The sequence below is a fragment of the Aeromonas sp. QDB23 genome, assembly GCF_027707745.1.
GTDB classification, from domain to species: domain Bacteria; phylum Pseudomonadota; class Gammaproteobacteria; order Enterobacterales; family Aeromonadaceae; genus Aeromonas; species Aeromonas allosaccharophila.
On the sequence record NZ_JAPCJA010000078.1, the window covers coordinates 1 to 13,280 of the forward strand.

Sequence of the window (13,280 nt, forward strand, 5' to 3'; positions counted from 1 at the left end):
TCGAACAGGGAGTCGAGTAGCCCCTGAGTGGCTCGCAGCGTGAGGCTGAAAATCCCTTTGAGCATCAGAAAGGTACAAATGCTCTGGTCGGTGTAGAGCTGGCTGCGGCCCCACCGCCCATGATGGTCGTGGTGAAACCAGTTGTTCATGGCCTCGGTATCAACCCAGAAGGTGAGTGAACCACGGTTAATCAAAGACTTGTTGTATTGAGGCCAGTTGGTGATGGGATGAAGCGATATGCCCATGATGCAGACTTGAGGGGGATGGTGGAGATCAGATCACTGGGTTTTCAATTAGTTCCATTCAAGCTGCATCGATTTAGGAAACAACGCCATACAAATTAGAAAACCTGATATTAGCATTTAAAAATAACATTTCACCCACACTGAAATATCTCTTCCTAGTTGTAAACTAAGAGAAAGTAGAATCATTAAATGGGTGTTGATTCTGACACCCACTTAATGACAAAAATAAATATAGCATCGATAATTTATGTTATATCATAAATTAGAGCGTGATTGACTGCACTTTCAAAGCTCATAGGATAATGACCGAGTACATCATCTAAAGCTGGTGCAATGAAATTTTCATTTATATCTTCACGAATGCCTTTCATTTTGTTCTTTGAATAAACTTTAGCAAGAGCAAGCAAACTACACTCACCAGGTTGCCCCACACCACCATTTAAAATTGAAATTAGCATATGAATACCTTCCTCATACCGTCTATCATCCTTTAAGTATATTTGTGCAAGTTTAAGTTCTGCACCTAAATGTAAACGACCATTACATGAAGCTAACTCAAAAAACTTAATTGCATTTTCCAGGTCCTTATCATTATGTAACGCGACACAACCACGACGATAATTTATATCATCATCATATGAACTTGAGAGGCAACTATTGTTATAGGAGTTCATAATTGCCTTGCATTTATTTATGTCTGCATTTACCCCATCACCGTTGTGATAGATATACGCTAAACGACATAGAATTTCCGAGTCTCCCGAACAAAGGCATTGGTTATACCAAAATTCAGCTTTTTCAGGATTCCGGGAAACTGTTCGGCCTTGCGCATAGCGAGTTCCCAGTACAAATTGAGCCTTGCTATCACCTGATGTAGCAAGCGAAATAAGTTCATCTACAGATCTGCCGTTAAAATCAGTACAATAAGGAATCTCGGTGTATTTCAATAAGTGATAATCACTAACCCAAAATTCAATCAAGCTAGACATCTCTCTAAGGTTAATATCTAACTTACCAATTCGATAGCAACTCCAATACAGTTTGGCAAGTTGCAGATTCGCATCGATAATTCCATTATCAAATGCATAGTCGAGCTGCTTTTTTATATTTTCAATATCATCAAGACGTATTCCTGCAAGTAATCCAGATGCATCTTGGCCATTCAATCTCGGCCTAAGTTCACAAATTCCCTTTATGGACAACAAGTATTTTGCAGCAGGATAGCCTTCATACGCAGCAGAGGCTAACATCTCCAATCCATTGCTACAGCTCGCATCTTTTTTTAAAAGTATGACTCCAGCTTTATATTTTGCTTCTTTATTTCCCTTTTTTGCCGCTTCAAGATAATGACCTAAATCAGGCCCTACTTCATACTCACGCCCATCAATATGAACATTTTCAAACTTAGTCTTATCAAGTTCGAACTCAAACCAATAGTAACAGATGTCTCCAACTTTCACTTGTGCTTCAATATGCCCGGCATCTTTTGCTTTATTTAAAAACTCAAATGCCATATTTAGATCACGCTCTATCTTATATTTTTTGTAGCTTTTTAGATGCATTAACCCTAATTGATATAACGCATCAATATTTCCCTGTTCGGCTGAGAGTGTAAATAGCTGATTTGCATGTACATCAACCTCTGGCCCTTCATTTTTATTGACTAAATGAATGCCCATATTCAATTGGGCCAGTGGATGGCCATTTTTCACTGCCAACTCAAGCCATTCTATTGATTTTTTTTCATAGCTTTTCTTGGACGTTTTTTCACTTATCTTCAAACACAGTTGAGATAAGTTATACTGTGCGTTGCCATTTCCCTTTTCAGCTGATTTTGTATAACAATATTCAGCTTTATCGTCATCCCTAGGTATTAAAACCCCTTCGTCATAAATCCATCCTAGTGTAAAGTAGGACAGGGCACACCCACGATCCCCAGCTTTCCAAAAATACTTAATTGCTTTATTTATATTTTGAGTTACACCATGACCATGAAAATAGAGCATGCCAAGTTTTAAATTTGATTGAGGGTGGCCACGTAACGCTGCGATCTCATATGTTTTAATCGCTTTTAGAAAGTCAGCTTCTACGCCGATCCCAAATTCGTAAGAAATTGCCTCTTGATATATTGGCTCCATAGAGCGCTCATAACAATCAACTACTTTTTCAGTACCATTGCCGATCTTTATGAATGTCATTCCAACCTCCACGTATCCATTTAGTCAACTTGATCTCAATCTATCATCTTCAGAATTTTGTTTAATTACATTAAAGCATAAGTATGAGCTCTGTAACATTTATTATAGATTTAAAGCAGATCATCCACGCAACACATGCTTAATGAGCCTGGCAAGGCAGGGTTTCGCATCAAAGCCTTGCGCACATACTCATCACTATCAAAAAGTAACTCGTTCATCTGTTCAGGTTTTAGTAGCGGATTACTCGCCGCTGACATACGGATTAAAGGACGGTCATCAGAAACAAATTGAATCAAAATCCGGGATGGCAATGCACGATTAGCAGCTGCCGCAGCCAAAACCCTTATATCATCGTGGTTTGTCCGCTCAAGCAATTGTATCAATAACGCTTGAGAAACCTTCGGGTTACCAGCAATACCGACACGAACATCTTCTGCTTCATCCAGAGATAACGCGTTTAATACGGATAAGGGGGTTGAGGGATTACGAGCCACATTTGCACGGACATGTCTATCAGCATCTGTGGACAATGAATTGAGTACTATTGTGGGGGTTAACGGATGTCTAGCTACGGCAACTCTCTGTACAACATTAGTATGAGTCGATAATTCACTGAGAGTGCCAGGTTGAATGACAGTACTGATAGCTAATTCACTCACATCCTCGTCATCATCATGAGCTAGTCGAGTAATGGCCTCAATAGGAGTTGCAGGATTTCCAGCGACGTAGTAACGAACACATGAATCATCGTCCATGGATAGCTTGTTTAACTGCTCAGGCGTAGTCAATGGATCTCGAGCTGCCCCTATCCGCTCTTCATCTGTTAGTGGTTCCATTTCCAATGAATCATTTTTGAGGTATACATTCATATCAACTATTCCATAGTTGTATTATTGTTTGCAGAAAAATCATCCTGAAAGACTTCTACCAGCTCATGTTTACTAATAGCAGGAACTTGCATATTACTAAATACGATTTCTCCTGAATCAGCATCGCGTATGAATTTCCAATCGTTAAACCCTATTGTTGAGTCATCAATATAATATGGCCATTGTTCACCGATATTATCACCAAGCCAGATTAGTGCTGATACCCGATCAGCCATACTTTCTAATGAGAACCCCAACATACACATAGTTCTCTGAATTAACGAATGCAGTGAAATTCTTTCCATTGTTACTTCCATGATACAGATAGGTCTTTGTTGTGGAGCTACGGCTATAAGACCTTATGAAATGGAAACGAAAGATGCTAGTACAGTTTTCGTCAGCCAGTGTTGAGGTTGCTCCTATGCAGGGACACAGCCATGATGGTGCTCGACATGTGCCAGGTAGTCCGGGGATTACAACAAGTGGAATACCCCATTTGACAAGTTCCTGGTGGAATACTTGGCCAGATAACTAACTGGATCAGATGCACCACGCCAGTGGTGCAACATAGAAAATTGCTATCGAGCTATCCTGTCTACCTGGGAGAGCCAGCGCCGAAAGATCTATGGACAATCCTCGCTATGCGAGAATGATGTAGCCACATCGTTACCTGTTAGGTGAGAGGGGTGCGCTTTATCTATATATATATAAAAACAATCCCTCTCAGCTGTGCACCTCAGCTCTAGTGCCACCAAAACACCTTCAACGAATGGTCCAATGGAAACCACGGGTAGATAACTGGATCACATGCACCACGACCAGTGGTGCAACCTAGAAAAAATGGCTACTGAGCTATCCTGCCTGGGGAGCGAGTACCGACAGATCTATGAACAATCCTCGCTACGCGAGAATGATAGCCATAGCTATTCACCTTTTCAGGTGAGAGGGATACGCTTTATCTATATATATAAAAACAATCCCTCTCAGCTACGCAACTCAGTTACCGTGCTGGACCTCAGAGTTTCTCTCGCTCCTGGGCGGTTGGCTGCTCACGTTCGGCCATGAAGTCGGCGCTCATACAAGGCTCATCAAACCACCTATCCCAGGACTCACCTACAGGTGTGATTATGCGAGTACGACCAACCACGACGATCTCAACATGCGTGACCTCATCTGGCAGGGCCACTGCCTCGGGCAGGTATACCCCCTGGCCACGACCACACCTAAAAACTGTTGATTCCATCACGCGTCCTATGAACACAGTACCATGTGAACCGAACATAGCTAATGGGCCCGGTATGTCAACTGACACCGGATGCACACGTTATGCAATACGGCTATACTGTATATAAAAACAGTAACCAGTGAGCCACCATGTTCGCCATCCCACATCCAACCCCGGACGCTCTAGAGCTGCCGCTTTTTCTGTCCCCTGTGGTTTGCGGCTTTCCTAGCCCAGCACAGGACTATATTGAGCAAACCATAGATCTGAACCAGATCTGTATTGAGCATCCCGCTGCCACCTTCTATGTCAGGGCCAGTGGCCACAGCATGGTGGAAAAGGGCATCAATGACGGGGATCTTTTGATCGTAGATAGGGCGCTCAAGGCCCGCCACGGCGCTATCGTTCTAGCCTGCCTTGATGGAGAATTCACTGTCAAACAGCTGCAAGAACGCCCGTTCCCTGCCCTGCTACCCGCCAATCCGGATTTCCAACCCATCCATCTATTGGACGGGCAGGAACTAGAAATTTTTGGCGTCGTAACCTATGTGCTCCACAAGACCAAACTGGGGTAAACCATGCCCAACGCCATTGCCCTCGTCGATGTGAACAACTTCTATGCGTCCTGCGAGCGCCTGTTTAGGCCAGACCTCAAGGGGCGCCCGATCGTGGTGCTATCGAACAACGACGGCTGCGTTGTGGCTCGCTCGGCAGAAGCCAAGGCGCTTGGCATCAAGATGGGTGTTCCCTACTTCCAGATCCGTCAGTTCTTCGAGGCCGTAGGCGGTGTTTGGTTCTCGAGCAACTACGCCCTCTATGGTGATATGTCACAGCGCGTAATGACCACGCTGGAAGGCATGGTGCCAACTGTCGAGGTGTACAGCGTTGATGAGGCGTTTGTTGAACTGAACGAATCATGGGCGGGAGACCTAACAGCATATGGTCGTCAGATCCGTGAACGAATACAGCAATGGACTGGACTCACAGTCGGCGTCGGGATCGGGCCAACCAAAACACTCGCCAAGCTGGCAAACTACGCCGCGAAGAAGTGGCCTGCTACTGGTGGAGTGGTTGATTTGCGTGATGAGGCACGTCGAGCGCGTTTGATGACGATCACTCCGGTCGGGGAAATATGGGGAATAGGTAGAAAACTGACCACCAGGCTCGAAGCGCACGGGATCAATAGTGTGGCGGACCTAGTCGCTGTCGATGGTAAAAACCTACGGCATCGTTATGGGGTCGTTGTTGAGCGAACCGTGCTAGAGCTACGCGGCTATCCATGCGCCAGCCTGGAGCAGGACACACAAGCCAAACAGCAGATCATCTGCTCCCGATCATTCGGTGAACGGATCACACACATGAATTCCATGCATCAAGCACTCGCAGGATATATGGAACGTGCAGCTGAAAAACTCCGGGCAGAGGGAATGTACTGTCGCCATGTCACTCTATTCATTCGTACCTGCCCCTTCAATGACAAAGAGCCCTACTACGGCAACCACGTGAGCACCAAGCTGGCTGTGCCTACCAACGATACTAGGGAGCTGCTGGGAGTGATCCACTCACTGCTCTCTCATATCTGGCGGGATGGGCACCGCTACCAAAAAGGGGGCGTGATGCTAGCCGACTTCACTCCTATCGGCAGCCAGCAGGGAGATTTGTTCGACCATCATCAACATAAGCCCCGCAGTCAGGACCTAATGCAGATGATCGACCGAATCAACCAGGGACGATTAGGAAAAATTCATTTTGGAGCTCGTGGGAGAGACAACAGTGATTGGATTATGAGGCGTGAAAAACTCAGTCCCCGCTATACCACGGCATTAGACGAATTACCCATTGCAAAGTGACAACCCGGATTTGCACTCAGCAAGGCGCTCTTGCGCCATCATTAATTCGCAACCGGTGATTCGGTCAACGCCTTTCACATCACGCATTGGTGGTTTAATCTCATGTCCGTTGAGCATTCCAGTTAGCATCCACTGCCGCAGTTGGCCCAATGAGAGCCCCAATTGCCTGGCAGCATCCAGCATTCGCCATGGCAGCTTAAATTGCAGATCGTCGGACACAGGGTCAGAGTTACCAGCCTGCAATTTTAACAAAGCCCGGTGAGCAAGGGTCTCTGCCATTGATCCAAACCGCGCTTCGCTATGGGACTTTCTGCCCTAAGTAGCTTGCCTGCCACAGGCCACGAGATGGTTGAACTGTAACGCTACCGGAACTAAATGGTTTACTCATTACACACTCTATCCTCTATAAAGGCCCAGTATGAGCGACTCGGATTGTCTCAAGCCCCTATCCGAGTCGCTCAGTATATACATTTCAAATTCTGCATAAAGACTATGCCCATCCGGCTCGACTTGGAGCTAGTCCGATGCCATATCGGCTCTTGAAGCTGGCTGAGGGTCATGGGAAATCAGGTTAGTTTATGTTGTTTTCTCGGTAGAATACAATTAATCTGTACGATTAATGGACTAAAAACGGTCGTTTTTTGGGGGGGGGATGTGAACATTGTAGATGCTCTTGTTCTTAAGAAGTTAATGAGCGTTGGTGATGAAACGGTTCTGTCGATCTTAAAGTTTTCAGCGTATAGCGGAGTGTCAACGCTCGAAGAACTGGTACACCATTCCTCCAATCTAAAAATCTCAAATGTTAAATCTCGAGCAGCTCTCGAAAGTTTCTTCAACGCTGCGAACTTCCAGGCTCTCAGGGACGAAGTACAAGCTGAGATTGATTCGTTCAAAAATAAAGGAGTTGAGATTGTTCTCTTCGGTTCGAAAACCTATCCAATCTCGTTATACAATCTCCCGAAACCTCCTCCCTTTCTTTACTGCAAAGGCAATCTGAAACTCTTAGAGAATAGGCTTTCTATAGCTGTTGTAGGAACTCGTGAAAACACCCCCAAGGGTGAAACCATAACGATTAAAACTATTCAAAAGTTTGCGACTTATGGTTTCACGATAGTCAGTGGACTTGCACTGGGTATCGATACAATTGCTCATCGCGCTGCATTAGACGCCAAAACCTCAACGATTTCTGTTCTTGTCGATGTGGATTCTATTTCTCCCACAAGTAATCGAGAACTCGCTCAGGAAATTTTGGATACGGATGGACTTCTAGTTGCGGAGAATGCTCCAGGAACCAAAGCAATACCTGCGTTCTTTGCTAAGCGAGACAGGATACAAGCAGGTTTATCTACTGCCGTCTTTGCTATTGAAACTTCGATAGATGGTGGGACGATGCACGCAGTCAAATCTGCTCTCTCTATGGAGCGTCCTGTCTTCGTTCCTGACGCACAGAAAGCTAGGTATCCAGATCTTACTATCAAGGCAATTTCAGGAACGCAACATCTAGTTAACGAAGGAAAGGCGATACCCTACACGAGCGAATCTTATGAAGATATTCAGCTTCAATTAAAAGACATCGCGAGTTCATTTAGATCGTTGAAATCAAACGGTGGCCTGCTGTGATAAAGGTCATCGTCCTCGATCTTGATGACACGCTTATTGATACATCAAGCCTCGAACCATTTCGGTCAGCTGGCCGATGGAGAGACATACACAGGTACTTTAATGGTTGTGCCGTTTATCAGGGCGTTGTCGGCCTTGTTACAACGGCTCGGTCAGTTGGAATCAAGGTTGCTATCTTCTCGAATGCGCCTTCGAATTACGTTCAGGGTCTACTCAAACACTTCAGTATCTCTGTTGATTATGTAGTAGCCTACCATGATGTAACGCAGCATAAGCCGAGCCATGAGGGCGTTACTCGTATTCTCGAGTATTTCGGTGTTAGCGCCGACGAGTCAATTTATTTAGGAGATAGCAACCTAGATCGAGACGCTGCTTTCAATGCAGGAGTTGAGTTTTTCTCAGTAGATTGGGGTTCTGCCTCGGAGATCGATTCGTCACATAAGGGAGTAAGCAATCTCTCCGAGCTTATTGGAAAAAACTCGACACCGAGTTCCGCAACAACGGGACGTTCTGAGTTAATACAATCTGGAAATAAACTTCATCTGGGATTCTATTTAGATGGTGTCAAACAGGAAGTTTGGTCTTTCAAAGATAACAAGAATCCTTCTGTACGCCGCTGGGTTAACAAGACTGTTGAGCTAGCTCCTTCATTTCCAGTTATAGATATTGTTGTTCGAGCGTTAGGTCACGCTGAGCTTAGGGCTGAAGATGGCGATAAAGCATTAGATACCTTGGGCAAGTCGCTGGCTGTTGCTTTAGGGGCTACTTACCAACCTAAGATATTAGAGAAAAAGCACGTATTAGTTAAATCGACTAATTGCAGTGCAGTACAAAGACGACAGCAGGTCGGAGGGGCCTATAAAGCCGAAGTTGATTCAATAGAAGCGAATTCAAATCCGACATTTCTTATCGTTGACGACGTATTAACTTCGGGGGCTACAACTGATGAGATAACACGCTGTCTATCTCAAGCTTTCCCGAATTCAAGTATTTACATTTTTACGTTGGTCAAAACTCTCTATAGATTAGAGCTAAGTACTGACAGCATTGAACAACAGCACAATAACCAACTATTTTCAGATTTGTACAACCCAATCATCGACTCGCTGGCGGATGAAAGTGAACTATCTGGATATGTCAGGCCGAAGTCTAGTCGTAGGCTTGTAAGCAAGAAGTTTTCTGCTAACTACGCGAGAACCAACCATAACTTCATTTTCCATAATCTTCTCAACTATTCTATCTCGTCTGAAGTGGCGTCTGGTCAGCTATTTGGAGCAATTCAAGTTCTTAAAAACATACTTCAGAGAGGGAAGCCTACAATAGCCTCGCGAAAACTGAGGAAAGCATTTGGCATTGAGCTGGAACAGAGCGCTCTTAATACACCAACTCAGGCTCTTTTGTCAGATAAGTCAGTTTTTTGGAACAGATTAATTCGAGGCAACAAACAGTCTGGAAGCTACCCAGCGAAAAGGTTTTTTGATGAGCTGATTCCGAAGTATTTCGGTAAGTACATTTTTGTAAAACAGCTAATGCTCCCTGAAGTCCAGATTTACGATATGACTCAGGTCTACGTTGAACAATTCCAGAACCGACAGGTAGATTTTTACATTCCTCAAGTTGGTTTAATTATTGAGATAGACGGTCAGCAACACCAAAATTCTCAGCAGTTAGATGAGATGAGGGATTTGTTTACTGAAACCCAGGGACTGAAGACTGTTCGGTTCACTGTTCAAGAACTGGCATCTGAGAACCAGTCATTTATCAGTAAGATAAATTCGATTATTTCTCACATTCAGATCGTAGATGGCCTAGAGCGTGACGGTGTCCTAACGCCTCCTAATGGTATTTCTTTATTGAATTACCAAGAGGTTTATGAAAATGGAGCTGATGTTACCGACCCACGATTGAGGCTGACCTCGGCGTTGCGTTTCCAGTTACTGTTATTGGAGCTTCTTGAACGCGGTCAGATCAGACTAGGAGAGTTGAAAAAACTATTCATAGTCAATCGTGATGGCACAGATTTTGCTGAAGCGGCACTAGACGACCTGAACGATTTGTTATCGAATCTCTTGCGTCTCATTGGTATTGAAGAAAGGCGAATTGAAGTAGCGCTGATCGAATCAGATGAGCTTCCGAGCGAACGGTCTGGTGAAAATATATTCATCGACTTCAGCATACTGGAGCGTTATGACGATTCCTTTCAAGTTAACAAAGACGTCATATATTCACGTACGGATTACTTCGATTTCTATCGATACTTCGAAGATTCTGATGCTGTTTCAATAGAAACCAGTCAATTAATTGACTATGACTTCTTCGAGCTTTCATGCAGTGATCCCATTGCCTACAAGCTAGATCTTAGCCCAGGCAGCGAGCAGCGAGAGTCTCTGAGATACTTCCTCAGCAACCTGTTTCTACCATACCTAGAGGATGTAGATTTCAGGGAAGGGCAGGTTGGTATCATAGGATCTGCACTTTCGAGAAACGGCACAATAGGATTGTTGCCTACAGGTTCGGGTAAGTCGATTTGTTACCAGCTGTCTGCGGTTCTGCAACCAGCTGTTAGCTTTGTCGTGTGTCCGATAAAGAGTTTGATGTATGACCAGAAAGCCGATTTGGATAGCATCGGCTTCACTCGAAGCAATTTTATTACTAGTGATTTGAAGGCAGGAGAGAAGGCCAAAGTTCAGAGCGATTTCGGACGTGGTAAGTACTTCTTCGTTTTCATATCGCCTGAGCGATTCCAAACCCATGCGTTTAGAAAAGAGATGTTGGCTATCGGACTAGATCTCTCATTTGCCTACGCGGTGATCGATGAAGCTCACTGTTTGTCTGAGTGGGGGCATGATTTCAGGACGTCTTATCTTAACCTGGCAAATACAATTGGACGGTTTGCTCCCAGTGCAATTTATATAGGCCTAACTGCAACCGCATCAGTTAACGTCCTAAAGGATATTCAAACAGAGTTTGATATCCCCGATGATTTTGTCCGCACACCCATGGACTTCACTCGCGAGGAACTCTCATTCCACGTTATCGACGATAAAGGCCGCAAAGTTGATGCAGCCGTCGAACTTGTTTCTGAAATGGAGCGTAAATGGAATTCCGACGGGGAATATGGCAATAAGGCGGGAATCATATTCACTGCCACCGTCAACGGGTCTAAGGGTTGTCATAGCTTAGCGGGCCGAATTTCAACACTCTTGAATATGGATGTTAGATATTTTTCGGGGTCTGCTCCGAAAATGGGGGTATTACAGGGAGAGGCTTTCGATAGATATAAGCGCCAAGTTCAAGACGATTTTAAAGAAAATAAATACCGCCTACTTACTGCTACTAAGGCATTCGGAATGGGCGTGAATAAGGGGAATATTGCCTATACGGTTCACTTCGGAATACCTGGGTCGATGGAAGCCTTGTATCAGGAAGAAGGCAGGGCAGGGCGAGATAAAAAATTATTCAAGGAAGTACCCGCAGATTGCTATGTGCTTCTCACAAAAGAGCCCAATTCAGCTATTCTCGACAAGATTTGGGACGCTAGTACGAACGTCAAAGATCTGAAGGAGTACGTGAAGTTATTGAGTCGAGATAGCGACCTGAACACAAATCTGTTCCTGATGACAAACAGCTTGGACACAATCAATGATGAGTTCAAGTTGATGGCAAACGTATACGAATTCTTTAAGTACAATCAGGAACACAACACGGTGACCATTACTGCCAGGCAGTTTGGTACGGAAAAGTATAAATTGGAAAAGGCTATCTACCGTCTTTCTCAATTAGGTATTGTTTCTGACTGGGTAATCGAAGACTTTTTTAATGGCACGCTCTATGTCGAGTTCCAGTGCCTATCGGAAGAAGGTCTTGAAAATAAAATTGAGCATACCGTCAGAAAGTATGATCCTGAGTTCAAACTCGCGGATGTGTTCAGTAGTGATAACCAGTACTACAAAATTCTCTGCGACAAGTTAAGAAAAGGGTCTATCGATAAATCGCAATTTATCTTTCTTGTTCTTTTACTCTGGTCCTATGACCATTTTGTCTACAACCGTCGCCAGTCACAGAAGAACGTTTATGAACAATGTAGTTTATTCGCTGAAGGCAGGATGGACGACAAAGAATTTAAGGAGAAGCTAGAGGGTTATTTCAGGCACGACAAGTCGAGCCAACTTCTGCTCAATATGGCTGAGAATTCTGTGTCGGCGAAGATATGGCCATCAGTATTTTTTGAAACTGATGAAGAAGAGCGCACGGAACATCTAGTAGGCAGCGAGAAGATGACGCTCCTACGAGGTCAACTTTCTCGATTCCTAGAGTCATACAAAGATAATGCATTCTTGAACTACTTGAGCGGTGTACTGCGACTAGCTTCCGATGAGTTTGATGATGCAGATGGAGAGCGAAGAATGGCAGCGTCTTTTGATCGATTGATTAGTGATAATAGGGATGAAGCACTAGAGCTGGTCCGAAAAACTATGCAGCTAAAGCCAATGTTCTCTGAAAATGCGCGAAGCCGCTTTGCTCGTTTGGTCCATGAGAAATTTGATGATTTGGATGTTCTTGGGGAGGTAAATGAAGAGCTAGGGGATCCGTTCTCCTATCACACTTTGTTAGCTCCACTAGCAAATAGGCTTGAAAAACTTACCAGCCAATACAAGGGGATTAATTGGTGAATGACATACAGAAACTACACCGAGTAATCGATTCACTCGAAGAGCAATCGGCGCAAGTGGCAGAGTTTAATGGCCTGTTAAGCGCAGTTAACGATGCAAGAACAGAGATAGAGGCTGCGAAATCAACCCTCGCAAATCTAGCTACTGAACAGGGTGAATGGGTTACGAAGAACTCGAATAAATTTGAAGAGTTTGAAGGTCGCCTGACGTCACTTAATGACCTTCTAGGCCAGATCAAAGATGAACAGTTTAAACTAAGGCGTGACGTAGCAGCCTTGACGTTCGTAACACCTGATCAGTTTGAACAAGGCCGCGCAGCAATTGATAGCTGCATTGCTAAACAATTTGGCGAATTGAACAGCAAGTTAGAGGCTGTCGCGGAGTCTCAGAAAAGATCGATAAGTGGGCTACGAGCCATAGTTGTTTTAGGTATATTGGTGTTGGCTGGAGGTATCGGACTTCTGACTATGAACATGGTTTAATTTTCAGATTACCATTCAGTTTTTAATTGTAATCAATAAGTTGGCTTCGGCTTTGCCAGTGGCGCACCTCGCAGCCAGTTGCAGGAGTTGGCCAGCCTGGCTTTTATAGAGCGTAGCGAAA

Annotated in this window: 11 protein-coding genes; 5 read left to right on the plus strand and 6 right to left on the minus strand. The window is 44.4% G+C overall.

The genetic code is table 11. The annotated features are described in order from the left end of the window. From PG888_RS21225 to vapB, 5 genes are all read right to left on the minus strand, one after another. Positions 1-245: transposase (locus tag PG888_RS21225; protein ID WP_270694437.1), on the minus strand; the 245-nt coding region annotated here is incomplete at its 3' end. Positions 246-490: 245 nt separating this feature from the next. Continuing rightward, entirely contained in the window at positions 491-2,443 is a 1,953-nt protein-coding gene (locus PG888_RS21230; protein ID WP_270694438.1) for a tetratricopeptide repeat protein, read from the minus strand. A gap of 110 nt (positions 2,444-2,553) precedes the next feature. Beyond that, positions 2,554-3,312, minus strand: a complete 759-nt coding sequence (locus tag PG888_RS21235) for a hypothetical protein (RefSeq protein ID WP_270694439.1) — start codon at positions 3,310-3,312, stop codon at positions 2,554-2,556. A gap of 5 nt (positions 3,313-3,317) precedes the next feature. Beyond that, the gene (locus tag PG888_RS21240; RefSeq protein WP_111901665.1) at positions 3,318-3,617 is read right to left on the minus strand and encodes a hypothetical protein; all 300 of its coding nucleotides are present in this window, start codon (positions 3,615-3,617) and stop codon (positions 3,318-3,320) included. A 710-nt stretch (positions 3,618-4,327) separates the two neighbouring features. Next, positions 4,328-4,594 (minus strand): type II toxin-antitoxin system VapB family antitoxin, encoded by a 267-nt coding sequence (gene vapB / locus PG888_RS21245; RefSeq protein ID WP_307772348.1) that lies wholly within the window; start codon positions 4,592-4,594, stop codon positions 4,328-4,330. Positions 4,595-4,686: 92 nt separating this feature from the next. Here vapB and umuD point away from each other — a divergent pair, with 92 nt between their 5' ends. Together umuD and umuC are read left to right on the plus strand one after the other, a co-directional pair. Continuing rightward, positions 4,687-5,109 carry a translesion error-prone DNA polymerase V autoproteolytic subunit gene (gene umuD, locus PG888_RS21250; RefSeq protein WP_010676201.1) on the plus strand — a complete coding sequence of 141 codons (423 nt, stop codon included), beginning with the start codon at positions 4,687-4,689 and terminating at the stop codon, positions 5,107-5,109. A gap of 3 nt (positions 5,110-5,112) precedes the next feature. Beyond that, positions 5,113-6,384, plus strand: coding sequence for a translesion error-prone DNA polymerase V subunit UmuC (gene umuC / locus PG888_RS21255; protein WP_270815986.1), 1,272 nt, complete (start codon positions 5,113-5,115; stop codon positions 6,382-6,384). On the opposite strand, the gene PG888_RS21260 is transcribed toward umuC, so the two are convergent. After that, positions 6,367-6,663 carry a hypothetical protein gene (locus tag PG888_RS21260; protein WP_197930939.1) on the minus strand — a complete coding sequence of 99 codons (297 nt, stop codon included), beginning with the start codon at positions 6,661-6,663 and terminating at the stop codon, positions 6,367-6,369. The two genes, umuC and PG888_RS21260, sit on opposite strands and share 18 nt — an antisense overlap. Positions 6,664-7,038: 375 nt before the next feature. Here PG888_RS21260 and PG888_RS21265 point away from each other — a divergent pair, with 375 nt between their 5' ends. The 3 genes from PG888_RS21265 to PG888_RS21275 are packed head-to-tail and all read left to right on the plus strand — an operon-like array spanning position 7,039 to position 13,159. Continuing rightward, positions 7,039-8,004 carry a DNA-processing protein DprA gene (locus tag PG888_RS21265; RefSeq protein WP_197930941.1) on the plus strand — a complete coding sequence of 322 codons (966 nt, stop codon included), beginning with the start codon at positions 7,039-7,041 and terminating at the stop codon, positions 8,002-8,004. Further along, positions 8,001-12,677 (plus strand): RecQ family ATP-dependent DNA helicase, encoded by a 4,677-nt coding sequence (locus PG888_RS21270; protein ID WP_270694383.1) that lies wholly within the window; start codon positions 8,001-8,003, stop codon positions 12,675-12,677. The genes PG888_RS21265 and PG888_RS21270 overlap by 4 nt, the downstream gene beginning before the upstream one ends. After that, positions 12,674-13,159: a hypothetical protein gene (locus PG888_RS21275; RefSeq protein WP_075114281.1), complete on the plus strand. Its 486-nt coding sequence runs from the start codon at positions 12,674-12,676 to the stop codon at positions 13,157-13,159. Before PG888_RS21270 ends, PG888_RS21275 begins: the two co-directional genes overlap by 4 nt. The last annotated feature ends 121 nt before the right edge of the window (positions 13,160-13,280 follow it).

Bases quoted from the DNA above. Each gene is read 5' to 3' on its own strand.
- vapB (WP_307772348.1), bottom strand. From the start codon at position 4,594: ATGTTCGGTTCACATGGTACTGTGTTCATAGGACGCGTGATGGAATCA.
- PG888_RS21235 (WP_270694439.1), bottom strand. From the start codon at position 3,312: ATGAATGTATACCTCAAAAATGATTCATTGGAAATGGAACCACTAACA.
- umuC (WP_270815986.1), top strand. From the start codon at position 5,113: ATGCCCAACGCCATTGCCCTCGTCGATGTGAACAACTTCTATGCGTCC.
- PG888_RS21260 (WP_197930939.1), bottom strand. From the start codon at position 6,663: ATGGCAGAGACCCTTGCTCACCGGGCTTTGTTAAAATTGCAGGCTGGT.
- umuD (WP_010676201.1), top strand. From the start codon at position 4,687: ATGTTCGCCATCCCACATCCAACCCCGGACGCTCTAGAGCTGCCGCTT.
- PG888_RS21230 (WP_270694438.1), bottom strand. From the start codon at position 2,443: ATGACATTCATAAAGATCGGCAATGGTACTGAAAAAGTAGTTGATTGT.
- PG888_RS21240 (WP_111901665.1), bottom strand. From the start codon at position 3,617: ATGGAAAGAATTTCACTGCATTCGTTAATTCAGAGAACTATGTGTATG.